Annotated in this window: 15 protein-coding genes and 1 pseudogene; 4 read left to right on the top strand and 12 right to left on the bottom strand. The window is 51.7% G+C overall.

The genetic code is table 11. The features are described from left to right. Nucleotides 1-57: 57 nt before the first annotated feature. The 5 genes from C5I45_RS20270 to C5I45_RS15790 all read right to left on the bottom strand — a co-directional run bounded on the left by C5I45_RS20270 (nucleotide 58) and on the right by C5I45_RS15790 (nucleotide 13,630). On the bottom strand, nucleotides 58-9,363 hold the full coding sequence (locus C5I45_RS20270; RefSeq protein ID WP_107994498.1) for an NTTRR-F1 domain: 9,306 nt from the start codon (nucleotides 9,361-9,363) through the stop codon (nucleotides 58-60). A 114-nt stretch (nucleotides 9,364-9,477) separates the two neighbouring features. Then, nucleotides 9,478-10,185 carry a hypothetical protein gene (locus C5I45_RS15775; RefSeq protein WP_024084994.1) on the bottom strand — a complete coding sequence of 236 codons (708 nt, stop codon included), beginning with the start codon at nucleotides 10,183-10,185 and terminating at the stop codon, nucleotides 9,478-9,480. Between the two features lie 106 nt (nucleotides 10,186-10,291). Beyond that, nucleotides 10,292-11,728, bottom strand: coding sequence for an anion permease (locus C5I45_RS15780; protein WP_007408966.1), 1,437 nt, complete (start codon nucleotides 11,726-11,728; stop codon nucleotides 10,292-10,294). 125 nt (nucleotides 11,729-11,853) lie between these two features. Beyond that, nucleotides 11,854-13,119, bottom strand: a complete 1,266-nt coding sequence (locus C5I45_RS15785) for a pectate lyase (RefSeq protein WP_107994499.1) — start codon at nucleotides 13,117-13,119, stop codon at nucleotides 11,854-11,856. 163 nt (nucleotides 13,120-13,282) lie between these two features. Beyond that, on the bottom strand, nucleotides 13,283-13,630 hold the full coding sequence (locus C5I45_RS15790) for a YflT domain-containing protein (protein WP_003155650.1): 348 nt from the start codon (nucleotides 13,628-13,630) through the stop codon (nucleotides 13,283-13,285). 191 nt (nucleotides 13,631-13,821) lie between these two features. Between C5I45_RS15790 and C5I45_RS15795 the strand changes: the two genes are divergently transcribed. Together C5I45_RS15795 and C5I45_RS15800 are read left to right on the top strand one after the other, a co-directional pair. Next, nucleotides 13,822-14,172, top strand: coding sequence for a DUF3212 family protein (locus C5I45_RS15795; protein ID WP_024084993.1), 351 nt, complete (start codon nucleotides 13,822-13,824; stop codon nucleotides 14,170-14,172). Between the two features lie 128 nt (nucleotides 14,173-14,300). Next, nucleotides 14,301-15,320: an NADP-dependent oxidoreductase gene (locus C5I45_RS15800; protein WP_003155653.1), complete on the top strand. Its 1,020-nt coding sequence runs from the start codon at nucleotides 14,301-14,303 to the stop codon at nucleotides 15,318-15,320. Between the two features lie 52 nt (nucleotides 15,321-15,372). On the opposite strand, the pseudogene C5I45_RS15805 reads toward C5I45_RS15800, so the two are convergent. Together C5I45_RS15805 and C5I45_RS15810 are read right to left on the bottom strand one after the other, a co-directional pair. Next, nucleotides 15,373-15,819, bottom strand: a pseudogene (locus C5I45_RS15805) (GNAT family N-acetyltransferase). A gap of 70 nt (nucleotides 15,820-15,889) precedes the next feature. Next, complete coding sequence (locus tag C5I45_RS15810) at nucleotides 15,890-17,020, bottom strand: DEAD/DEAH box helicase (RefSeq protein ID WP_003155655.1); 1,131 nt, start codon at nucleotides 17,018-17,020, stop codon at nucleotides 15,890-15,892. A gap of 171 nt (nucleotides 17,021-17,191) precedes the next feature. Between C5I45_RS15810 and C5I45_RS15815 the strand changes: the two genes are divergently transcribed. Next, nucleotides 17,192-18,748 carry an ABC-F family ATP-binding cassette domain-containing protein gene (locus C5I45_RS15815; protein WP_003155656.1) on the top strand — a complete coding sequence of 519 codons (1,557 nt, stop codon included), beginning with the start codon at nucleotides 17,192-17,194 and terminating at the stop codon, nucleotides 18,746-18,748. Nucleotides 18,749-18,788: 40 nt separating this feature from the next. On the opposite strand, the gene C5I45_RS15820 is transcribed toward C5I45_RS15815, so the two are convergent. The 3 genes from C5I45_RS15820 to C5I45_RS15830 form a co-directional block, all read right to left on the bottom strand. Beyond that, complete coding sequence (locus C5I45_RS15820; protein WP_003155657.1) at nucleotides 18,789-19,973, bottom strand: MFS transporter; 1,185 nt, start codon at nucleotides 19,971-19,973, stop codon at nucleotides 18,789-18,791. Between the two features lie 63 nt (nucleotides 19,974-20,036). Beyond that, nucleotides 20,037-20,459: a MerR family transcriptional regulator gene (locus tag C5I45_RS15825; protein WP_003155658.1), complete on the bottom strand. Its 423-nt coding sequence runs from the start codon at nucleotides 20,457-20,459 to the stop codon at nucleotides 20,037-20,039. Nucleotides 20,460-20,649: 190 nt separating this feature from the next. Continuing rightward, nucleotides 20,650-22,539, bottom strand: a complete 1,890-nt coding sequence (locus C5I45_RS15830) for an ABC-F family ATP-binding cassette domain-containing protein (RefSeq protein ID WP_025853990.1) — start codon at nucleotides 22,537-22,539, stop codon at nucleotides 20,650-20,652. 158 nt (nucleotides 22,540-22,697) lie between these two features. Between C5I45_RS15830 and C5I45_RS15835 the strand changes: the two genes are divergently transcribed. Next, the gene (locus tag C5I45_RS15835; RefSeq protein ID WP_025649929.1) at nucleotides 22,698-23,765 is read left to right on the top strand and encodes a glycosyltransferase; all 1,068 of its coding nucleotides are present in this window, start codon (nucleotides 22,698-22,700) and stop codon (nucleotides 23,763-23,765) included. A 46-nt stretch (nucleotides 23,766-23,811) separates the two neighbouring features. Here C5I45_RS15835 and C5I45_RS15840 read toward each other — a convergent pair whose 3' ends face one another. Together C5I45_RS15840 and C5I45_RS15845 are read right to left on the bottom strand one after the other, a co-directional pair. Continuing rightward, complete coding sequence (locus C5I45_RS15840; RefSeq protein WP_014304589.1) at nucleotides 23,812-24,711, bottom strand: SDR family oxidoreductase; 900 nt, start codon at nucleotides 24,709-24,711, stop codon at nucleotides 23,812-23,814. Between the two features lie 127 nt (nucleotides 24,712-24,838). Beyond that, on the bottom strand, nucleotides 24,839-25,693 hold the full coding sequence (locus tag C5I45_RS15845; RefSeq protein WP_003155664.1) for a methyl-accepting chemotaxis protein: 855 nt from the start codon (nucleotides 25,691-25,693) through the stop codon (nucleotides 24,839-24,841). Nucleotides 25,694-25,700 lie beyond the last annotated feature (7 nt).

Here is a 25,700-nt window from a genome sequence, read left to right on the forward strand (position 1 = left end):
TTTTACACAATTGATATAACACATAAAAAAGACTGACCGAAGTCAGTCTGCAATCTATCAGGAAATTGTAACTCCCGCGCTTGCATATCCCGCCACTGTATTAATAAGCGAAAGGCCTGTAGCAGTGGCGGAGAATACCATTAACAGCCGGGTTTGAGGAGTTACCGCAATGTTCAGTCCTGTCGTGATTCCGTTGCTGATGCTGCCGATTGACAATACGCCGGTGAGGGGAGGAGCTAAAGTGACGGATGCTCCGGGGATCGGCGTGAACGTATTGTTCGGCACAGTAGAACTGTATAGTTGTGCGGTTATCGTAACAGTCGAGCCGACAAGCGACAATGCTGCGGTTGTACTGAAATAGGCGGCAATTGATGTAATGGTTCCGCTTCTCGGAGCAGAAAAAGCAAAGTTCAGCAGAGTTCCTCCAGCCCCGGTAAGATCAATTGCGCCTCCCCCTCCGACATTGACGCCCGTCACAGAATTGCCGAACCCGACAAGGCTCACCGTTCCGATTAATCCGCCGGCAATGGTCGTCACGGCAGTGGGAAGACCAGAAGCATAAGGAATGATCGCGCCTGCTCCGGTGATCCCAGTTGCGCCCGTTACTCCAGTGGCTCCTGTTACTCCGGTAGCACCTGTTACCCCGGTTGCTCCTGTTATTCCTGTAGCTCCTGTTACTCCCGTTATCCCGGTTGCTCCCGTTATCCCGGTTGCTCCCGTTATCCCGGTTGCTCCCGTTATTCCGGTAGATCCAGTAGCTCCGGTGGCGCCTGTTACTCCGGTAGCGCCTGTTACCCCGGTGGCTCCCGTTATTCCGGTCGCTCCTGTTACTCCGGTAGCTCCGGTTATTCCGGTAGATCCAGTAGCTCCGGTTGCTCCCGTTATTCCGGTCGCTCCAGTATCCCCGGTGGCGCCTGTTTCTCCGGTAGCGCCTGTTTCTCCGGTGGCTCCCGTTATCCCAGTATCCCCGGTTACTCCGGTAGCACCTGTTACTCCGGTGGCGCCTGTTATTCCGGTTGCTCCAGTATCCCCGGTTGCTCCTGTTACTCCCGTTACCCCGGTTACTCCAGTTGATCCCGTTACTCCTGTGACTCCGGTGATCCCGGTGGCGCCTGTTTCTCCGGTGGCTCCCGTTATTCCTGTCGCTCCTGTTACTCCCGTTACCCCGGTTACTCCAGTTGATCCGGTGATCCCGGTTGCTCCCGTTACTCCGGTAGCACCTGTTACCCCGGTTGCTCCCGTTAATCCTGTAGCTCCTGTAGCTCCTGTTACTCCCGTTATCCCGGTGGCGCCTGTTACTCCGGTAGCACCTGTTACTCCGGTGGCTCCTGTTGCTCCGGTTACTCCCGTTACCCCGGTTGCTCCTGTTACTCCGGTCGCTCCTGTTATTCCGGTAGATCCAGTATCTCCGGTGGCGCCTGTTACTCCGGTAGCACCTGTTACTCCGATAGCCCCTGTTACTCCGGTAGCACCTGTTACTCCGATAGCCCCTGTTACTCCGGTAGCCCCTGTTACTCCGGTGGCTCCTGTTACTCCGGTAGCACCTGTTACTCCGGTGGCTCCTGTTACCCCGGTGGCTCCTGTTATTCCGGTAGATCCAGTATCTCCTGTTGCTCCTGTTACTCCGGTGGCTCCCGTTATTCCGGTAGATCCAGTAGCTCCGGTTGCTCCGGTTAAGCCCGTTACTCCAGTAGCTCCGATGGCTCCGGTTACCCCTGTTGCTCCTGTTACTCCCGTTACCCCGGTTACTCCAGTTGATCCCGTTACTCCTGTTACTCCGGTAGCGCCTGTTACTCCGGTTGCGCCGGTTACACCAGTCGGGCCGGTTGTACCGGTTGCGCCAGTCGCTCCAGTTGCTCCGGTTATCCCCGTTGCTCCAGTTGCTCCGGTTTCTCCTGTTACACCTGTTGATCCCGTTACACCAGTTGGACCCGTTACTCCGGTTGGGCCAGTTTCTCCTGTTACACCGGTCGCTCCGGTTTCTCCTGTTGACCCAGTCACTCCTGTTGCACCAGTTACGCCGGTTGGGCCAGTTTCTCCTGTTGCACCAGTTACACCAGTCGAACCGGTTGCTCCTGTTACTCCTGTTGGGCCGGTTGAACCCGTGGTGCCTGTTACACCTGTTGGGCCTGTTACACCGGTCAAGCCGATTGCTCCGGTTGGACCCGTTTCTCCCGTTGCACCTGTTACTCCAGTTGGGCCGGTTGCTCCAGTTACTCCCGTTGCACCGGTTTCTCCTGCTGCCCCTGTTACTCCGGTTGAGCCCGTGGTTCCGGTTTCTCCGGTTGGCCCTGTTGCGCCGGTTGGGCCAGTTTCTCCAGTTACACCAGTCGAACCGGTTGTTCCTGTTACTCCAGTTATTCCGGTTGAACCCGTGGTTCCGGTTACTCCTGTTGCTCCAGTTACTCCCGTTGAACCTGTTACCCCGGTTGGACCGGTTTCTCCGATTGAACCTGTTGCTCCGGTTGGGCCTGTCGATCCTGTTGGGCCCGTTATTCCAGTTACTCCGGTCGCTCCGGTTGAACCCGTGGTTCCGGTTGCTCCTGTTAAACCTGTTGGCCCTGTTGGTCCTGTCGATCCGGTTGTTCCTGTTACTCCGGTTGGACCGGTTTCTCCCGTCGCTCCTGTTTCACCGTTTATTCCTGTTGACCCAGTCACTCCTGTTGCACCAGTTACGCCGGTTGGGCCAGTTTCTCCCGTTGCACCGGTTACACCAGTTGAACCGGTTGAGCCTGTTACTCCAGTCATTCCGGTTGAACCCGTGGTTCCGGTTGCTCCTGTTGATCCTGTTACACCTGTTGGCCCTGTTGATCCTGTCGATCCTGTTGCACCCGTTTCTCCGGTTGGACCGGTCTCTCCCGTTGGGCCAGTTTCTCCCGTTGCACCGGTTACACCAGTCGAACCGGTTGTTCCTGTTACTCCAGTCATTCCGGTTGAACCCGTGGTTCCGGTTGCTCCTGTTGATCCTGTTAAACCTGTTGGCCCTGTTGGTCCTGTCGATCCTGTTGCACCCGTTTCTCCGGTTGGACCGGTCTCTCCCGTTGGGCCGGTCTCTCCCGTTGGGCCAGTTTCTCCCGTTGCACCGGTTACACCAGTCGAACCGGTTGTTCCTGTTACTCCAGTCATTCCGGTTGAACCCGTGGTTCCGGTTGCTCCTGTTGATCCTGTTAAACCTGTTGGCCCTGTTGGTCCTGTCGATCCTGTTGCACCCGTTTCTCCGGTTGGACCGGTCTCTCCCGTTGGGCCGGTTGCTCCGGTTTCTCCGATTGAACCTGTTGCTCCGGTTGGGCCTGTCGATCCTGTTGGGCCCGTTATTCCAGTTACTCCGGTCGCTCCAGTTGAGCCTGTTACCCCAGTCAAACCGGTTGAACCCGTGGTTCCGGTTGCTCCTGTTGATCCTGTTAAACCTGTTAGCCCTGTTGGTCCTGTCGATCCTGTTACTCCGGTTGGACCGGTTTCTCCCGTTGCCCCAGTTTCTCCGGTCGCTCCAGTAACTCCAGTTGGACCGGTTGCTCCTGTTGCACCAGTCGCTCCGGTTGAGCCTGTCGATCCCGTTGCACCGGTTACTCCTGTTGGACCCATGATTCCGGTTGGACCCGTTTCTCCCGTTGAACCTGTTACTCCAGTTGGGCCGGTTGCTCCGGTCGAACCTGTTACACCTGTTGGGCCGGTTGAACCCGTTATGCCAGTCGATCCTGTTGCTCCTGTTACTCCGGTTGGACCGGTCTCTCCCGTTGGGCCAATTTCTCCAGTTACCCCCGTTGCACCGGTTGGGCCGGTTTCTCCAGTTGGACCGGTTGCTCCAGTTACTCCCGTTACTCCCGTTGTTCCGGTTGAGCCCGTTACACCAGTTGAACCAGTTACTCCGGTTGTTCCTGTTGCGCCAGTTGGGCCGGTTACGCCAGTTACACCGGTTATTCCTGTTGACCCAGTTACACCAGTCGCTCCGGTTTCTCCTGTTGACCCTGTTACACCGGTTGATCCCGTTACACCGGTTAGGCCGGTTTCTCCCGTTGAGCCAGTCGGTCCGGTTGAACCAATTGCTCCTGTCGATCCTGTTGCCCCTGTTATTCCGGTTGAGCCTGTTATTCCGGTTGAGCCTGTTGATCCGGTTGGACCGGCCTCTCCCGTTGGCCCGGTTGCTCCTGTTGCACCAGTCACTCCGGTTGTTCCTGTTATTCCGGTTACTCCGGTTGCCCCGGTCGAGCCAGTTACTCCAGTTGGACCGGTTGCTCCAGTCAGTCCTGTTGCTCCAGTCGAGCCGGTTGAGCCCGTTACTCCTGCTGGGCCTGTTACACCGGTTTCTCCGGTTGGGCCTGTCATTCCGGTTGTACCGGTTGCGCCAGTCGCTCCAGTTGCACCGGTTTCTCCTGTTGAGCCAGTAACCCCTGTTGGTCCAGTCACACCGGTTGGGCCCGTCGCGCCTGTTATTCCAGTTAGCCCGGTTACACCAGTTGCGCCTGTTGCTCCTGTTATCCCCGTTGCTCCAGTCACTCCAGTTGCACCGGTTTCTCCCATTGTCCCAGTTACTCCGGTTGATCCCGTGGTTCCGGTTTCTCCTGTTACACCTGTTGCTCCGGTTGGACCGGTTTCTCCTGTTACACCAGTTGGGCCGGTTGAACCCGTTATGCCAGTCGATCCGGTTACTCCAGTTGGACCGGTCTCTCCCGTTGGACCCGTTACTCCGGTTGAGCCGGTTGTTCCTGTTGCACCAGTTGGACCCGTTACTCCGGTTGAGCCGGTTGCTCCCGTTACACCAGTTGGACCCGTTACTCCGGTTGAGCCGGTTGCTCCTGTTGAACCCGTTACTCCCGTTGCACCGGTTGCTCCTGTTGAACCCGTTACTCCCGTTGCACCGGTTGCTCCAGTCAGTCCTGTTGCTCCAGTCGAGCCGGTTGAGCCCGTTACTCCTGCTGGGCCGGTTTCTCCAGTAGCTCCGGTTGCCCCTGTCGAGCCTGTTTCTCCTGTTGGCCCTGTTACACCGGTTTCTCCGGTTGGTCCCGTTGCTCCTGTTGAACCAGTTGAACCGGTTCCTCCTGTTACACCCGTTGGACCTGTTCCCCCGGTTGCGCCGGTTTCTCCTGTTACTCCCGTCGCACCAGTTGAGCCGGTTGCTCCTGTCGGTCCGGTTGTTCCCGTTCCCCCAGTTACCCCCGTTGCCCCTGTTGCGCCGGTTGATCCCGTTGCTCCTGCCGGGCCGGTTTCTCCAGTAGCTCCGGTTGCCCCGGTCGAGCCAGTTTCTCCGGTTATCCCCGTTGCCCCAGTCACTCCCGCTACACCGGTTGGGCCGGTTGAGCCTGTCGATCCCGTTGCTCCTGTTACACCAGTTGATCCCGTTGAGCCAGTCGCGCCAGTCGATCCGGTTGGGCCTGTTGCGCCGGTTGGGCCTATCGATCCTGTGGCGCCTGTTTCTCCAGTTAATCCCGTCGCACCAGTTGCGCCGGTTACTCCCGTTACACCAGTCGCTCCTGTGGATCCCGTTGCACCGGTTGAACCTGTTACTCCTGTTGATCCGGTTACTCCCGTCGCCCCGGTTGTTCCTGTTGAACCAGTTTCTCCGGTTGAACCCGTTGCTCCGATTGGACCGGTCTCTCCAGTTACCCCCGTTGCCCCTGTTGGGCCGGTTACTCCAGTAGCTCCGGTATCCCCGGTCGAGCCAGTTTCCCCGGTTGCTCCAGTCAGTCCTGTTGCTCCAGTTACTCCAGTTGCTCCAGTTACTCCAGTTGCACCGGTTTCTCCCGTTGGACCTGTTACTCCGGTTGAGCCGGTTATCCCCGTCGCACCGGTGGCTCCTGTTGCTCCAGTCACTCCGGTTGGTCCGGTTGGTCCCGTTGCTCCTGTTAAACCAGTTGAACCTGTTCCCCCGGTTGCGCCTGTTTCTCCAGTTATTCCCGTCGCACCAGTTGAGCCGGTTGAGCCGGCTGCTCCTGTCGGTCCGGTTGGGCCCGTTCCCCCGGTTACACCCGTTACCCCAGTCGCTCCGGTTATCCCCGTTGTCCCAGTCACTCCTGTTGGACCCGTTACACCCGTTAGGCCTGTTGTACCTGTTACTCCAGTTGACCCGGTTGCTCCTGTTGATCCCGTTACTCCGGTTGAACCTGTCACTCCCGTTGAACCAGTTGAGCCGGTTGAGCCGGTTGCTCCTGTCGGTCCGGTTGGGCCCGTTCCCCCAGTTACACCCGTTGCCCCTGTTGCGCCGGTTGTGCCGGTTGGGCCGGTTGGGCCGGTCGATCCCGTTACCCCTGTTACTCCGGTCGCTCCTGTTACTCCCGTTACACCGGTTGGGCCGGTTGAGCCAGTTACTCCTGTTGGGCCAGTTTCTCCCGTTGCACCGGTTGATCCTGTTACCCCAGTCGATCCTGTCGATCCCGTTGCACCGGTTGATCCTGTTACTCCTGTTGATCCGGTTACTCCCGTCGCCCCGGTTTCTCCGGTTGAACCAGTTGGGCCTGTTACACCAGTCGCTCCGGTTTCTCCGGTTGAACCAGTTACTCCAGTAGCTCCAGTATCCCCGGTCGAGCCAGTTGGACCGGTTACTCCGGTTAAACCGATTGTGCCTGTCGCCCCTGTTACACCAGTTGGGCCGGTTTCTCCTGTTGACCCTGTTGGCCCGGTTGGACCTGTTATTCCGGTTGAGCCTGTAGATCCGGTTGGACCGGTCTCTCCCGTTGCGCCGATTTCTCCCGTTACACCCGTTACCCCAGTTACTCCGGTCGCTCCTGTTACTCCCGTTACACCCGTTTCACCAGTTGGGCCTGTTACCCCCGTTGCTCCGGTTGGGCCGGTTGATCCCGTTATTCCTGATGGTCCTATTGATCCGGTTATACCAGTTGGGCCTGTTGAGCCAGTTACACCTGTTGCTCCAGTCACTCCCGTTGCACCGGTTTCTCCGGTTGAGCCTGGCGATCCCGTTGGACCGATCTCTCCCGTGGGTCCAGTTGATCCTGCTGCACCAGTAACTCCAGTTGAACCTGTCGACCCTGTTGGCCCGGTTGGACCGGTTGATCCCGTTGCTCCTGTTGAACCAGTTGAACCTGTTCCCCCGGTTGCGCCGGTTTCTCCAGTTAATCCCGTCGCACCAGTTGAGCCGGTTGCTCCTGTCGGTCCGGTTGGTCCCGTTACCCCGGTCGATCCGGTTATCCCCGTTGTCCCAGTTACTCCTGTTGGACCCGTTACACCCGTTAGGCCTGTTGTACCTGTTACTCCAGTTGACCCGGTTGCTCCTGTTGATCCCGTTACTCCGGTTGGGCCGGTTGCTCCTGTTGAGCCAGTCGCGCCTGTTGATCCGGTTGAACCTGTCACTCCCGTTGAACCAGTTGAGCCTGTTGATCCGGTTACACCAGTTAACCCAGTCGATCCTGTTGCTCCGGTTTCTCCCGTTGTCCCAGTTACTCCAGTTGGGCCCGTTTCTCCCGTTGATCCTGTTACTCCAGTTGATCCCGTTGCGCCAGTCGATCCGGTTACTCCCGTCGCTCCAGTTTCTCCTGTTGAACCAGTTACACCAGTTGCACCGGTTTCTCCTGTTGAACCAGTTACACCAGTTGAGCCGGTTTCTCCGGTTGAGCCTGTTGCACCAGTCACTCCTGTTGGGCCAGTTTCTCCGGTTGATCCTGTTACTCCAGTTGATCCCGTTGCGCCAGTCGATCCGGTTTCTCCCGTCGCTCCAGTTTCTCCTGTTGAACCAGTTACACCAGTTGAGCCGGTTTCTCCGGTTGGACCTGTTGAGCCAGTCGCGCCTGTTTCCCCCGTTGGACCTGTTACTCCGGTTGAGCCGGTTATCCCCGTCGCCCCGGTTGCTCCTGTCGATCCCGTGACCCCGATCGGGCCAGTCACACCAGTTTCTCCGGTTGAACCTGTTGGTCCCGTTCCCCCAGTTACACCCGTTGCCCCTGTTGGGCCGGTTGGGCCGGTTGGGCCGGTTGGGCCGGTTGGGCCGGTTGGGCCTGTCGATCCCGTTACCCCTGTTACTCCGGTCGCTCCTGTTACTCCCGTTACACCGGTTGAGCCAGTTACTCCTGTTGAACCAGTTTCTCCCGTTGCACCGGTTGATCCTGTTACCCCAGTCGAGCCTGTCGATCCCGTTGCACCGGTTAATCCTGTTACTCCTGTTGATCCGGTTACTCCCGTCGCCCCGGTTTCTCCGGTTTCACCAGTTGGGCCGGTTGTTCCCGTTATGCCAGTCGAGCCTGTTGCTCCTGTTACTCCAGTTGGACCGGTTGTTCCTGTTGGGCCTGTTGCTCCAGTTACTCCCGTTGAACCAGTTGCTCCGGTTGGACCGGTTTCTCCGGTTGGACCGGCTTCTCCAGTTACCCCTGTTGGGCCGGTTGAGCCAGTTACACCGGTTATTCCTGTTGACCCTGTTACACCGGTCGCTCCGGTTGCTCCAGTTACTCCCGTTGAACCAGTTGCTCCGGTTGGACCGGTTTCTCCTGTCGCCCCTGTTACTCCGGTTGGGCCGGTTTCTCCTGTCGATCCAGTTGGACCTGTTATACCGGTCGCGCCGGTTATCCCCGTTGCTCCGGATGGGCCTGTTGCTCCTGTTATCCCCGTTGCTCCAGTTGGGCCGGTTGTTCCCGTTCCCCCAGTTACACCCGTTACCCCAGTCGCTCCGGTTGGGCCGGTTGCACCGGTTATCCCCGTTGCCCCAGTCACTCCGGTTGAACCGGTTGAACCAGTTGCTCCCGTTGAGCCTGTCACTCCGGTTGAGCCCGTGATTCCGGTTGCTCCTGTTACACCAGTCGAGCCGGTAGCTCCAGTTACTCCTGTCGGACCAGTTACTCCGTTTGGGCCGGTTACACCCGTCGCTCCTCTTACTCCCGTTGCACCAGTTACTCCGGTCGCTCCTCTTGCTCCGGTTACTCCTGTGGGACCCGTCACTCCTGTGGGACCTGTAATTCCTGTTACGCCAGGTTCACCCCCGGTTTGCGCCAATGAAACGTCATCTATTAAAACCGTGCCGGAAGAAACTTTACTTAATACAATGACGGCAGAGGCTGCGCCAGAAGGCACACTGCTTGTTTTATAGATTTCAGACCATGTGTGAAAGAGCACGTTCGGCAAATTTCCGGGTGTGATATTTTCTTGAATGGAACTGATTTGTTCACCTGCTACGCTGACATAGATGATCTGGAGAGTGACTTGGGGACTTGGCTCATTTCCGAGCGTTGCGAGTGATACGAATAGAGTCACTGACTTGGCTGAAATGGGAACGATTTGACTGAGGTAAGCATATGGCTGAGCTCCAATAAATTGCGCAGAATATCTCCCTGAATGTGCAAACAAACTGTTAATCTGGGTATTTGCCGAACTCCACCCCGCTAATGTGCCGGTTTCAAAGCTTCCGTTTATAATCGGATTATTCATTCAATCTTTTTCCCTCTCCTTCCCGTTGTTGACCGTCTTACTTATTAAGACAGCATATTAATACGGGCTGTGTTTTGACAACCTAAATAAAAAAGGTGATTTCTTTTCATCACCTTAATCCGATCCTTGAATGGGGAATCCCGTCGCAATGAGGGAGCGGTTTGCCGCTGCGACTTGTGTTACGTAGTTCGAAGAAAGGACAGATAAATAGAGCTGATACGCGGCTGTTTCATCCGCCTTCATTTCGTCGATGTACGTAAAAGGAATTCCTATGATTTGTCCGCCTGAAGAAAAGAGGTTCCGCTCTTGTCTCTGTGTTTGTATCGTTACGCCATTTCTTTGCAGCTCGACAGCTAAGACCAATGAGAAATGAGACGCAAGAGGATCTAATTCCACATTTACTTGTATGACGGCGTCCGTTTTCACCAATTGATCTGTCGGCGCAGCTATCACTGCGCTTAACACGTTTATCGGTGTTCCTTCTAACGGAAGCGTCATTAGGTCTGCTGTATTTTGAAAAGCTACCGCAGGAACCGCTCCCGGCGGCCCCTCAGGCCCCGGGGGACCGGGCGGACCCGGCGGACCCGCCTCCCCTTGCGGACCGCGGGAGCCGGCGGGTCCTCTTTTGCCTTCCGGACCTCGCAGCCCGGGTACGCACAAGGCAGATCGATTTTCATCTGAAGACGGAAACCGTTTTTCCGTCCCTGTTTCCGGACTTTCGAGTTCACATGGTAATTGTTCATACCGGCGTTTCATATGTCTGCTCATATATTTGTAAGGTTTCTGTTTCAATATCATGTATTGATTACGGCCGCTGCTCATAATATCACCCCGGCAATATTCTATTCGCACTGAAGTCATCGTGTGCAGGCCCTTCCCATTCCTTACAGAAATAAAAAAAGGCAGACCTGAGTCTGCCTTTTTTCTTCTACCATAACCCTAATACTTTCCACCATAATCCGCCGATCACAAGCCATGTCACAATATGGACGATTGACAGGATAAAGCCGATGGACCACCATTTGCTTTGCGAGATATAACCCGCTCCGAAAAAGACCGGAGCCGCTCCTGAGCCGTAATGCGTCGTCGAACCGAAAAGGTTGCTGAAAAACGCCAGGCTGAGCGCCGCCAACAGCGGCGGAGCGCCTGCCGCCACGATGACGGCGAGAAATGCCGCATACATGGCGCTGATATGCGCGGTTGCGCTCGCAAAGAAGTAATGCGTGTAATAATACACGACAATCAGAATCATAAATGCCACAATCCATGAAAAACCGGAAACAGATGATTTCATCATATTGCTGAACCAAGACACCATGCCGAGCTCATTCAGGAAATTCGCCAGCATCACAAGCGCCGCGAACCAAGTCAGCGTATCCCATGCACCTTGTTCTTTTTTGATGTCCTCCCATGTTAATACCTGTGACAAAAGCAAAACGGATAATCCGATCAGGGCCGTCGTCGTTGCGTCGATATTTAAGCTTCCTCCGAAAATCCACAGCGCAAGCACCAATAAAAAGACGATAACCATGGAGAGTTCGGATTTTTTAAACGGACCCATTTCTTTCAATTTTTCCGTTGCGATTTTAGCCGCGTCCGGTGTTTCTTTAATTTCCGGCGGATACAGCTTATAAATGACGAGCGGCGTAATGATTAAGCTCGCCAATCCCGGTACAATGGCCGCGATTGCCCAGCTTGTCCATGTGATGTCCACCCCTGCGACATCGTGGGCCAGCTTGGCGATCAGCGGATTCGCCGCCATTGCCGTCAAAAACATCGCAGACGTAATCAAGTTTCCTTGAAAACCGGTTTTTAATAAGAAAGCGCCGATTTTCCGCTCTGTTCCGTCTGCCGGCGTTGATCCGAAAGTTTCGGATAATGATCTGATAATAGGAAAAATAATGCCGCCCGCCCGTGCCGTGTTGCTCGGAATGGCAGGTGATAAAATTAAATCACTGAACAGCAGTGAATAAGAAAGGCCGAGTGTTTTCTTCCCGAACCGTTGTACGAATACGTAAGAAATCCTGGCGCCAAGCCCGGTTTTGATAAATCCCCGGGAAATAAAAAAGGCGATGACAATCAGCCAGATTGTCTTGTTTCCAAATCCGCTTAACGTATTTTCAATAGATAGCGTTCCCGTTAACGCGGTGACTGCCAATGCAAAAATTGCAATTGCGCCCATTGGCAAGGGCTTGGAGATAAAGCCGATAATTGTTGCGACAAAAATAGCGAACAAATGCCATGCTTTAGGTTCAAGTCCGGACGGCGCGGGAATAAACCAAATGATTAATCCCACAGCAACAGTAATAAGCAAAGGAATGATTTTTACTGCCTGCTGTTTTTTTGCGTCTTTTTCTGAAGCCATTACAGGTCTCCTCCTATTTTGTTGTCTTCCATCCCCCTATCCCATTTTACTACTTAACTAAGTTAATAAACGTTTTTGTTAATTAAAAAACACAAAGGAATATTTTCCTTTGTGCTTCTTGTTTATTATTTTAATATACCCGACCCGGCTTTAGATATAACATCTGATTTTACATTTGATGATGAGCCGATGGAACCGTGCAATGACGGTGTCCAGCCGACGGACTGACTTAATCCGTTGGCAGCTGACGCGTTAATTGCGGCGCCGTTTAAAAGAGTGCCGTCTTCATGAAGCGCTTTTCCGCCGCTGAAGACGCTGATGACTTTATCAGCAGCCAGTCCCGGCACTTCAAAGACATTATTCTGGGCATATATTTTTGACGCGTGGCCTGCGCCCCACGCATAGCTGAACGGGTATGCGGCGCTTTTAGAGCCTGCGTAAAAATTATTATAAATATGAACCTGCCCGTACCGGACCCGCGGTGCGCGCTGGACGATGTTCTGGTAATAGTTATGGTGAATGGTCACCTTCAGTTTTCCTTCATCCGACGTCTTGCTGTCGCTGTTTCCGATGACGGAGCCTTTGTCATGGTCATGATATTTATTATAGGACAATGTAATATAATTCGCCCCGTTGGCTATATCCGTCTGGCCGTCATGGTGCTGATATTTTCTCCCGTAATAGTAGGGAAAACCGCTGTCGGGATTCGATCCGTCATTAAAGGTGCAATGATCGATCCAGATATGCGTCGCGCCGTTAATGGTGATATTGTCATATTCCGAGTTCCAGTTGCCGCTGCTGCCGTCCGTCGGGTCCCATTGCGGAAAATAGTCGTAAGCGTCTTGAAATTCAATGTTGCGGACGATGACATTGTCGACGCCGTTCTTTATATTAAAGCTTCCGCCTGTCACTTTGGCATTTGAACCCGAACCGATGATCGTCGTATTTGAAGGAATGTCAATCACGACCCGTGCTTTCTGGTTTTTTTGAGATCGCTGTCTGGCGTCTTCCTGGGTGCCTGACGGCGCTTTTTTCCCCCATTTGTCCGGGTCGTACGCCTTCAGATAAGCGTTGAGATCATATGCCGGATCTTTATAATCATTAAAGCCGAGCGTTTTATTCCGGTCGTCCGTATTCATATTGATTGTGCCTTGTATGTAAATAATCTTCGGCGTGCTGTTGGCGCTTCCCCCTAATGCAGAAACGAGCTGCTGTCTGTTTGATACGGTGTAGACATTCGATGAAGAGGCTTTCGCGCCGCCGGTTGTCCCGCCGGAAGCGGCTCCCCAGCCGTCATTTGTTCCTAACGTCTGCCGTCCCAGGTCAGCGGCATAGACGTCCGCAGGGATCATACATAAACAAACCGCCAGCATAAGTAACATTTTTTTCATGAATTGTGCTCCTCCTGATTCTTTGTTCCAATTTATTACAATTGGATTGTATCAAATCAGTTGAGAAACGGCACCGAAAATGTACAGCATGTGCCTTTCGGTTTTATTGCGGAAACCGCAAAAAAATCCCAAGGGACCGAAAACCCCTTGGGATCTGTTCAGCTTACGCCCATGATTTTACTTTTTCGTTATCCGTGACAAACAGAAGAACTTTTCCTTCATCTAAGCGCTTTTCAAATTGTGATGCTTCCTCTTCTGAAAAGCCGATTTCGTGAATTTTGTTGCGGAGCTCGTCGCCTTTTTTATTAAACATATTGCCGACCGCGTGTTTAATGCCCGTTTCTTTCGCTCCGATGGTATTGACATCAGTATTATCCGCCAGACGGTCCGTTCTGTCGTCATCATGTGAAAGCACATATACGTCTTCTTTTGCGACACCCAATTGCTGAAGCTCTTTTACGTCCTGCATCAGTTTTTGATCATTTGTATATTCTCTTACTACCGGTTTCATTGATAAGTCCTCCCTTTTGTTTTTGTATATTGGATGTTTACCCGCTCAACCAAAGGTCAAACAAAAGAAAGAGAGTTCCGGGAAAAAACGGGCAGATTGTCGGTGGATATTTTCCGGCGGGACATGTTACAGTAGGGAAAGTAACCTTTATCAGAAAAATAAAAATCTTCATGAGCCGATTAAGCAGGGAGGTGGTTCCTATTCATTACTTTTCACCGGAACAGCGATTTAACGCTTGGGTTGTCAGTGATTTAGTGAAGCAGGTATTCCGCCGGCATACCCGCTGCCCGGATGGAATAAAAGAGCTTACGGCCTTCGCTGAAGATACTTTTCATATTAATATCGATTTCGTTTTCTCTATCATTATCAATATCGGTGATATCGAATCCGTTCTGCCGACAGAAATTGAAAATAAGCTGGGTTCTTATCTGACCGCGCTTCAGCCCGTGATTACCTCTGACATGCTTCATTCTTCAAAAACGAATGCCTATGAATATTTGGAACATGAGAAAAACACCGATGTGTACCGGTTATTCTTTTAAATACGCATATAAGAAAAGAAGGGCCCGGGCCCTTCTTTTTTTGTTGCCGGCGGACGGTTTGATTTTGTATTCGGGAAATGGTTCGTGTTACATTTGGAACAACCACTTATCTTGAAGGAGGATTCAGTATGCCGAATAATCAGCAGCAGATTCAATTGGCAAGACGCCCCAAAGGCGTTCCCGTCCATGACGATTTCCGCTTTGAAACGATTGCCGTTCCCGAACCGAAAGACGGCGAAGTGCTTGTGAAAACGAGTTATGTGTCCGTTGATCCGTACATGCGCGGACGGATGCAGGATACAAAATCATATGTAGAGCCGTTCGCTTTAGATGAAGCCATAACAGGCGGAGTGATTGCCGAAGTTCTGACAGACGGCGATAAGCTGAAAAAAGGAGATGTTGTGATCGGAAATCTCGCTTGGCAGGAATATTCAGCCGTCAATGAGTCCGCCCTCCGCAAGTTGGATACGGATATCGCACCCGCCCAGGCGTATCTCGGCATTTTAGGGATGACCGGACTGACCGCTTACTTCGGCCTGCTCGATATCGGCCGTCCGAAAAAGGGCGAAACCGTCGTCGTTTCAGGGGCTGCGGGCGCCGTCGGCTCAACGGTCGGGCAGATTGCCAAAATCAAAGGCGCGCGGGTTGTCGGCATCGCCGGTTCTGACGAAAAAATCGCGTATCTGAAAGAGGAGCTTCAATTTGATGAAGCCATTAATTACAAAACGGCGGATGATATTCAAAAAGCGCTTGAACAGGCATGCCCTGACGGCGTCGATGTCTATTTTGACAATGTCGGCGGACCGATTTCAGATGCGGTGATAAACCTGCTGAATGAATTCGCCCGCATTCCGGTATGCGGAGCGATCTCTTCATATAATACCGAAAGTGAAGAGGAAGACATGGGCCCCCGCGTCCAGCCGAAGCTGATCAAAACAAAAGCGCTGATGCAGGGGTTCATCGTCAGTGATTATGCTGACCGCTTTTCCGAAGGCGCGAAACAATTGGCCGAATGGCTCAAGGACGGGAAGCTTCATTATGAAGAAACGATTACGGAAGGATTCAGCCATATTCCTGACGCGTTCCTCGGTTTGTTTAAAGGAGAAAACAAAGGCAAACAGATCATCAAAGTCAGTGATCTAGGTTAACATGATGATGAAAAAAGGAGGGCTTTGTCCCCTCCTTTTCTGCTTTTTCGCATCAGCCGCGAAGAATCAAAGTAAGAAAGCCGTCTTCATCAGGCTCCGTATTTTCCAAAGTGAATCCCGCTGCTTGAAAGCAGACTAAACTGATTTGATTGTCTTTTTAGATGCTTGCCGCCCATTCCCGCACGCCGGTAAACCCAGGATCAGTCAGCAGTTTTTGCAAGATCTGTTTTCCGTACCCTTGAAGCTGGTACAAAGGATTGACGATCAATCCGATATACGCCCGTTCCTCCACAAACTCTATAGAGACCATTCCTGCCGGAAGCTGCCCGTCATATGCCATAATGACAGTATCGTCTTCATCTTTACTCAATCGTGCATACCATGCATTTAGTGGCCGCATCGCATCCATTCTCCGTCTGATATTATCGTTCTTAAACCAGTGTTCAAGTATTTTCAGCTCACGTACCTTCAATATTTGAAATCGGTCTATTGAAACCATCTTCCCGCCCCCGCCTGAACCTTTTCTATTATTTCACAATAAAAAAGAAGGGCTTCCCGCCCTCCGTTTCTTATTTCTCAGATAATTTTCCGCCTGAATAAACGGCCTCTTTCAGCTCAATTCCGAGTGATTTGGCCATTTTTTTCAATTTGGATTCTTCCATCGGCGTGACAAGGCTGAGTACGGTTCCTTCTTTACCGGCCCGCCCCGTCCGGCCGGATCTGTGGATATATCCGTCTTCATTCGGGATGTCTGCGTGAATGACGTACGGAAGATCATCGATATCAAGTCCGCGCGCCGCTATGTCAGTCGCCAGAAGCAGCGGAAATTCTCCCCCTTCAAACGCTGATAATATCTTTGCCCGCTCCATTTTTTTCGCTTCTCCGTGCAGGATGCCGAGATCCACGTGATGATAGGCGAGTTTTTCCGCATAGACGCTTAAATTTCCGATATCTCTGACAAACACGAGCGCCTGCATGCCGTTCAGCCGTGACAGCTTTTGCAATAGCTTCACTTTATCCCGCTGATCGCAGACGAGATATTGATGCGTGACGCGCGCTTTTTCCGCCGTATTCCGCTCCACTTTCAAAACGGCCGGTTCATGTGCGATGGCATTCAGCACCTCTTCTGTCTCCGGCTGCAGCGTAGCGGAAAAGCTTAAAAGCTGTCGGTCTTTCAGCGTCGTTTTAATGATTTTTTTCATCGTTTCGCGGTGTTCCTTTGTCACGAGCTGATCCGCTTCATCAAGAACGATCGTCTTGACTTCATGCATTTTCAGCTTTTTCGCCTGAATCAATTCGAGCACCCTGCCCGGTGTGCCTGCAATGATATGCGGTTTATTTTTGAGCTTCTCCACCTGCTTTTTCACGTTTGCCCCGCCGATCAAAGACAAAGCGCGAAGATCGGAGCCTTTTTTCCACTCCTGAATCACTTGAAAAATCTGCATCACAAGCTCGCGGGACGGCGCTAAAATGATCACTTGCGGATGTTTCTGTTCCGGGTTGATCCGCTCCAGAACCGGAAGCGTGTACGCCAATGTTTTTCCCGTTCCCGTCGGGGATTCGGCAATGACGTCTTTCCCTTCCATGATCACCTGAGCGGCTTTTTCCTGAATAACGGTCGGCTCCTGAAAGCCTGACGCCTCCCAGTTTTCGGCGATAAATGGTTGTGTATGCTGTAAAAATGGCCATGTTTGGGTCATGTCGTTCTCCTCAATTCTTAAAATCTACTCCATAGTATCTCAAATGCACGCGGCAAACGCAATTTTCTTTTTCCTTCCAAGCCTTTTAACAAACGGTCTCCTCCTTTATAATCATAAATGAGAAAGACACATGATAAAAAAAGCGTGTCTGATAACGATAGAGGTGTAATGATGAGTATTTTATCCGTAAAAGATTTAAGCCACGGCTTCGGTGACCGTGCGCTTTTTAACAATGTATCGTTCCGTCTTTTAAAAGGGGAACACGTCGGCTTAATCGGAGCAAACGGCGAAGGTAAATCAACGTTTATGAATATTATTACCGGAAAGCTTGAGCCTGATGAGGGTAAGGTTGAATGGGCGAAAAACGTGCGTGTCGGCTATCTCGATCAGCATACCGTGCTTGAAAAAGGAAAAACGATCCGCGACGTGCTGAAGGATGCGTTCCATTACTTATTTGCGATGGAAGAAGAAATGAACGAGATTTACAACAAAATGGGCGAAGCGGACCCTGATGAGCTTGAGCAGCTGCTTGAAGATGTCGGTGTCATTCAGGACGCCCTGACAAACAATGATTTCTACGTGATTGACAGCAAAGTTGAAGAAATCGCCCGCGGCCTCGGCCTGCAGGAAGTCGGCCTAGACCGCGACGTCACTGACTTAAGCGGCGGACAGCGGACGAAAGTGCTGCTCGCCAAACTGCTTTTGGAAAAGCCGGAAATCCTTCTGTTGGACGAACCGACGAACTACCTTGATGAACAGCATATTGAATGGCTGAAACGCTATTTGCAGGAATATGAAAATGCGTTCATCTTAATTTCTCACGACATTCCGTTTTTAAACAGCGTAATCAATTTGATTTACCATGTGGAAAACCAGGAGCTGACGCGTTATGTCGGCGATTATCATCAGTTTATGGAAGTCTACGAAGTGAAAAAACAGCAGCTCGAAGCCGCCTACAAAAAACAGCAGCAGGAAGTGGCTGAGCTGAAAGATTTCGTCGCCCGCAACAAAGCCCGCGTCAGCACGAGAAATATGGCGATGTCCCGTCAGAAAAAGCTTGATAAGATGGATATGATCGAACTGGCGGCCGAAAAACCGAAACCGGAATTCCATTTCAAGCCTGCGAGAACGTCAGGCAAGCTCATTTTTGAAACGAAGGACTTAGTCATCGGTTACGATACTCCGCTGTCACGCCCGCTCAATCTCAGAATGGAGCGCGGACAGAAAGTCGCCCTGTACGGCGCAAACGGCATCGGGAAAACGACGCTGTTAAAAAGCCTGCTCGGTGAAATCCAGCCGCTGGAAGGCACGGTGGAGCGCGGCGAGCATCAATACACGGGCTATTTCGAGCAGGAAGTGAAAGAAACCAATAACAATACGTGCATCGAAGAAGTGTGGAGTGAATTTCCTTCCTTTACCCAGTACGAAATCCGCGCCGCCCTCGCCAAATGCGGCCTGACGACCAAACACATTGAAAGCCGCGTCTCCGTTCTCAGCGGAGGAGAAAAAGCGAAGGTCAGACTGTGCAAGCTGATCAATTCAGAAACAAACCTGCTCGTGCTTGACGAACCGACAAACCACCTGGATGTCGATGCGAAAGAAGAGCTGAAACGCGCGCTGAAAGAATACAAAGGCTCCATTCTGCTGATTTCCCACGAACCCGAGTTCTACATGGATATCGCGACGGAAACATGGAATTGTGAATCTTGGACGACGAAAGTGCTGTAAACACAAAAAGGAACTCCCGCCCGTGCGGAAGTTCCTTTTTTTAATGTCCGGCTTTTATTCCGGCGAGATGTTTGCGTCCCATAAGAAGAACAAGCATGCCGACAAAAACGACAATCCCGCCTACTGTATATGGTGTGCTTGCGGTGAAGTGTTCTGACAGCATTCCCGCAATCCACGGAGCGAGCGCACCGCCGATAAAGCGGACTGAGCTGTAGGCTGAAGACGCGATTGAACGTTCAACCGGCGCAGCACCCATCACAGCGGTTGTCATGATCGTATTCACCATACCGAGGACAGCACCGGCAACAACGATACATGTAATGATCAACGTCTGATGGTCAGTCCAGACCCCCATAATAACGAGAATGGCCGCAAAGGCGATAAAGAGAACGACGAGCGAACGCACTGTGCCCAGCGCTTTGTGCACAAGCGGCGCCGTAAAGACTGACGTAATTGCCAGCAGAAGGCCCCAGCCGAAGAAGACATATCCGAGACCGTGTTCATCTAAATCCAGAACGAACGGAGAATAAGCAAGCAAAATAAAAAATCCAAAGTTGTATAGGAATGCAGATACTGCCATTGTCAAAAGGCCTTTATATTTGAGCGCCTTCATCGCATCAAACACACCGACGCGTTTCGCCGGTTTCGGCAGCTTCGGCAGCATGAGTGAAATCGCGCAAAGCGCTATGAGCATGAGGACAGACACTCCGAAGAACGGAGCGCGCCATGAAATGCTGCCAAGCTCTCCGCCGGCAAGCGGCCCGACGGAAATCCCCAGTCCGAGCGCGGCCTCATACAGAATAATGGCTTTGGCGCTGCCGCCGACAGATACCCCGACAATGACGGCAAGCGCGGTTGAAATAAAGAGAGCATTCCCAAGCCCCCAGCCGCCGCGATAGCCGACAAGCTGAGCGATTGAACTTGAGCTTCCGCCGAGAGCGGCAAACACGATGATAAAAATAAGTCCGAGAAGCAGCGTCCATTTTGCGCCGATCCGGCTGGAAATCGCGCCGGAGAAAAACATCATAAAACCGGTAACGAGCAAATAACTTGTAAATAACAGAGATACTTCACTAGGTGAAGCATGTAATTGTGCGGCGATCGCCGGAAGAATCGGATCGACAAGACCGATTCCCATAAAGGAAATCACACAGGCAAACGCAACCGCCCAAACGGCTTTCGGCTGGCTGAATAAGCCTGTTTTCTGTTGTGATGATGTATCCATTTGACCAGACCTCCTGTTTCATCCATTAAAAGAAACGCTATATCCATAGCGTTTACAGCAAAATCATTCGATTGATTGAATGGCGCGGTCAGCTTTTTCTTTCATTCCGTTAAGGCGCGTTTTAAAATGCTGAAATGTGCTGATCTTCTCATCAATCATCTCAAGCTGGTGGTTCAAAGCGTGCTGAATCTCTTCCAGCTTTTCTTTCCGTTCCTTCGGATCCAGTGACAACAAGTACCCCTCTTTGTTTAATTCCAGCTGACGGCTCATCTCCATAAACTGCTGAAGTTCCTGAAGGGAAAAACCGAGCACTTCTTTTGTGCTGGTGACTTTTTCGAGCTCCTCCATATCATCTTCAGAGTAAAGCCGGACGCCGCCTTCTGTCCGTTTAGGAGCAGGAATCAAACCAATCTCCTCGTAAAAACGAATGGTTCGTTTTGTCAATCCGCTTCGCTTGGCAACTTGATCAATCTTCATCCATTCCAAGGTGAATCCCCCTCTTGTCGTATCTGTTTCTATTATACACCATTTGAACCTTAACGTAAACGTAAACTTTTTATGCCGGATAAACTTGGCTTGGACGGAACCTTTGTCTTTAAAGCGCCGGGAGACATCTGTGTACGATAAAAAAAGCCGGTATGACCCGCCGTCTTCTCGGGGGCCGTACCGGCTTTTCTTAATTCTCAAGTTCTTCAATCATCAGTGACAATTCGGTCCAGCGTTCCATCGCCGCTTCAAGCTCTTCAGCCGTTTTTGCCTGTTCGGCCATCAGTTCTTGTATCTTTCCGAAATCACTTCCCGCTTCAGCGATTTCCGCTTCCAGACGCTGATGCTTTTCTTCAAGGCCGGCGATTTTGTCTTCGATGCCGTCCCATTCGATCTGATCCTTGTACGAAAGCTTTTTGCGCTTTTTCTTCGGCTCTTCTTCCGCCTTTTTCTCTTCGGCCGGCTGTTTTACCGCCGTCTTCTTCTCTTTTGCTTGTTCCATGTATTCACTGTATGAACCTTGGAAACGGGAAATGACACCGTGTCCTTCAAATACGATCAGGCGGTCCACGACGCGGTCAAGGAAATAGCGGTCATGGGATACAGTGATGACGACGCCCGGGAACTGTTCGATATAATCCTCGAGCACGCTTAATGTTTCTGTGTCCAGATCATTGGTCGGCTCATCTAAAAACAGCACATTCGGCTCCTGCATCAGTACATTCAGCAAGTACAGACGGCGTTTTTCCCCGCCTGACAGCTTTCTGATATATGTCTGCTGCATCGGACGCGGGAACAGAAAACGCTCAAGCATTTGTTCCGCGGTGATGACATCGCCTTCCGCCGTTTTGACGATTTCAGCCGTCTCTTTTATATATTCAATGACTTTCATATCGCCGTTCATTTCGCTGTGATCCTGGGTGTAGTAGCCGATCCGGACCGTCTGCCCGATGGTGATATTGCCGCTGTCAGGCTGAATTCTGCCGGCGAGGCTGTTTAAAAGTGTCGTTTTCCCGATTCCGTTCGGCCCGATGATGCCGATTCGTTCCCCCGGGATGACAAGCTCATTAAACTGGCTGATCAGCGCTTGGCCGTTATAGGTAATGGCGACGTTATCGGCTTCGATTACTTGTTTTCCGAGACGGTGGGAACCGATCGCGAAATCGAGTGATCCGGAGACTGCCGGCCCTTTTTGCTCCTTGAGCGCCTCCGCTCTGTCCACTCTCGCTTTTTGTTTCGTCGAGCGTGCTTTCGCTCCTCTTCTGAGCCACGCCAATTCGCGGCGCAGGAGGTTTTGGCGTTTTGTTTCTTTCTGCTCTGCCAGCGCCTCCCGTTCGGCCCGTTTTTCCAGGAATACTTCATAGTTTCCTTTATACGTATAAAGGCTGCCTCTCTCAAGCTCGTAAATTCTGTTCGTCACCCTGTTCAGAAAATATCTGTCGTGCGTGACAAGCATAACGGCGCCCGGATATTGCGATAAGTAGCCTTCCAGCCATTCAATCGTTTCATTGTCCAAGTGGTTTGTCGGTTCATCCAAAATGAGCAGGTCAGCCGGCTGGATGACGTTTTTCGCAATCGCGACGCGCTTTCTCTGGCCGCCGGACAGCTCGCTGACATCCTTCATCAGATCGGTGACGCCAAGTTTGGTTAAAACCGTTTTGGCTAACGTATTCGCCTCCCACGCATCATTCGCGTCCATTCGGGCCTGCGCATCAAGCAGGTGTTTCTGGCGCTGGTCATTTTCCGGTTCTTCATTCAGCGCCTGAAGCGCTTTTTCGTACTCTCTCATCGTTCTCATGACGGCTGATCCGCCGGAATAAATATGTTCAAGAACGGTTTGTCCGGCCGGAAGCTCAGGGTCCTGATGCAAGAACTCAATATGCACGTTTCCTGAAGCCGTAATCTCGCCTTCCTCCGTTGATTCAAGGCCGGCAATGGTTTTCAGAAGCGTAGACTTCCCCGTTCCGTTCGGGCCGATTAAACCGATTCTTTCATTCTCTTCAATATGAAAGGAGATATGGTCGAATAATGTCTTATCTCCGTATGTTTTATAAAGGTTTTCCGCTTTTATGATGCTCATGGTTCCTATCAATCCTCACGTAAGTTCATGTGTTCATTTTAAATCAGGCGCTGGAATAAAACTAGTAAAAGGACAGACAAATTTCTTGGAAGAGATCATTTTGTCCGAAGAATGTTTCCGCCTCTCCTTTTATACACTGGAGGGGAAGAGGTGATGACATGATCAGCGTCAGTTTGTGCGTTATCGTGAAAAATGAAGAGGAAGTGCTTGCGGGCTGTCTTGATTCCGTCAAAGACATTGCGGATGAAATTGTGATTGCTGATACGGGCTCGACCGACCGGACGAAAGAAATCGCGGCCCGTTATACGGATAAGATTTATGATTTTGAATGGATCGATCACTTTGCGGCCGCCCGTAATTTTGTGTTTTCGAAAGCGGAAATGGATTATATTCTGTGGCTGGACGCCGACGATATGCTGACGGAAAAGGACCGTGAAAAGCTGATTGAACTGAAGGCGTCGCTTTCAAAAGAGGTGGACGCGGTATCCATGTATTATCACGTCGGCTTTGATGATCGGGGAGAGGTCAGCTTCAGATACCGCCGCAACCGACTCGTCAAGCGTGAAAAAGGGTTCCGCTGGATCGGAGCCGTGCATGAGTATCTTGAGGTATACGGAAACATCATAGAAACCGATATTGCCGTCACACACCGGAAATCCGAGAAAAAGCACTCGCCTCCCTCGGACCGCAACTTGAAGATTTATGAGAAAATGGCGGAAAACAGTGAAACGATGACACCGCGCGATTTGTTTTACTTCGCGAATGAATTAAAGGATCACGGCCAGTATCAGCGCGCCATCACGTATTATCACCATTTTCTTTCCACAAAACAGTGCTGGATCGAAGACGAGATCAGAACGTGCCAATATCTATCCGATTGCTACAGGGCGGTCGGCCATGAAGAGGCCGCCATGACGTCTCTCTTAAAATCATTTCTGATCGATTGTCCGCGGCCGGAGTTCTGCTGCAGACTCGGCGACTATTTTGCGGAGAAACGGCAATACCGGCAGGGCGTGTTTTGGTATGAGCTCGCCCTATCCGCCAAAAGCAGTGATGCAGGCTTTACCCAGCTCGAATATTCCACCTGGTACCCCCATCTGCAGCTCTGCGTCTGCCACTGGCAGCTCGGCGACAGAGAAAAAGCGAAGATTCATAACGACAAAGCCGCCTCCTATCATCCGTCACATCCGAGTGTCCTGTATAATCAAAACGTGCTCGGCACATAACATCAAAAAAAAGAGCTGCCCCGTATGAAGGGCAGCTCCTTTTTGATTACGCTGTCGGAATTCCTCCGCTTACACTGTAAATTTGGGATGTCACATAACTCGATTCTTCTGAGGCCAAAAAGACATAAATTCCTGCCAGCTCCGCCGGCTGTCCGGCACGCTGTAATGGAACGGCCGGTGTTTCCTTGCCGAATTTCGGAATGTTTTCTCCGGGCTGTCCTCCCGAAATCTGCAGCGGTGTCCAGATCGGCCCCGGCGCTACCGAGTTGACTCTGATTCCTTTATTCGCCAGCTGCTTTCCTAGGCCGACGGTAAAACCGATAATGGCATGTTTCGTCGCAGCATAATCCAACAGCATCGGGCTTGGATTATACCCTTCTACGGACGTTGTCGTGATAATAGACGCGCCTTCCGGCAGATACGGAAGCGCGGCTTTGACGAGCCAATACAGCGAGAATACGTTGACTTCAAATGTTTGATAGATTTGTTCTGTAGTAAGATCGCTGATATCATCCACTGCCTGCTGTTTGCCGGCGACAAGAGCGAGCGTGTCAAGACCGCCAAGCTCTTGATACGCTTTTTCCGCCAATTCTCCGCAAAACGCTTCATCGCTTAAATCTCCCGGCAGCAGAACAGCTTTTCTTCCCTCTTTTTCAATTAACGCTTTCACTTCTTCGGCATCCGGCTGTTCCTCAGGCAGATAGTTAATGGCCACATCCGCCCCTTCCCGGGCATAAGCAATCGCGGCGGCCCGGCCGATACCTGAATCGCCGCCGGTGACGAGGGCTTTTCTTCCCTTCAGCTTGCCGGCTCCTTTATAGCTTGTTTCACCGCAGTCCGGCACAGGCTTCATCTCTTTCTGCAAACCGGGCGGTTCTTGATATTGTTTTGGAAATTCATCATGATCATATTTCGTCAGCGGGTTGTGCAGATTTGCATCAGACATACAAGACTCTCCTTTATCATTGGTGATGTATTCGTATGTGTACCCCTGAGCATGACGGATCAAACGTGTAAGTGCAGTTTCCGATTGATAAGGGAAAACAAAAAAGGAGCCCGTAAGCTCCCTTTTTTTATGATTCTCCGAGCACGTTTTCAGCCATTTTCGCTAAATGCTGGGCGCTTCCCGAAATCTCCTGCATCGTGGCAGAAATTTGTTCTACCGCCGCCGCTTGGCCGTCCGTGTTCTGGTTGATGGATTCAATTGAGTCCTCCAGCCCTTTCAGCAGGCTGTGGATTTTTTTCGTAATCTGGTCAATTTGGCCGACATTGTCTTTTGAATGAGTGGCAAGCTTGCGGATCTCATCCGCCACCACGGAAAAGCCCTTGCCGGATTCTCCTGCTCTCGCGGCTTCAATGGCCGCATTCAAACCGAGCAGATTGCTTTGATCCGAGATGCCCTTGACAGTGACGGAAATGTCGGCGATTTCTCCCGCGCTTTCACTGACTTGTTTCGCCTGAGCGGAAATCCCGGTCATCTGTGCTGAGAAACCGCTGATGGATTCTGAGATATCCGCGATCGCCGAAGCGGTCTGTTCCACGACGGCGGACAGGCTTTCAGCGACATCATGAAGCTTGGCTGATTTTTCAAGGCTCGTGCCGAGACCGACGCCGCCGATGACTTTTCCGTTTTCATCATGAAGCGGAATCGCTCTGGCGATCAGCGGAAATCCGAACAGCTCTTTCGGCACCATGCTTGTCTTCTTCTGATTCATGCGGATCGCGTCTGTAATGATGTCCCCTTTTTGCAGCGGATCTCCCGGCTTTACATTAAGAGAAAACGTTTTAGCCGGAATATTCACGATTAATTTTTCTGTATCATAAATTCCGATGGTGATGTCATCTTGGATCAGGCTGTTTAAAAAAGGCGCAACTTTGACAAAAGCGTCAAGCAGGCTGTGCGTTTGCTGCTCCGTCTGTATACTCATTTCTTTC

The organism is Bacillus sp. ZY-1-1 (genome assembly GCF_003047165.1).
Taxonomy (GTDB): Bacteria; Bacillota; Bacilli; order Bacillales; family Bacillaceae; genus Bacillus; species Bacillus velezensis.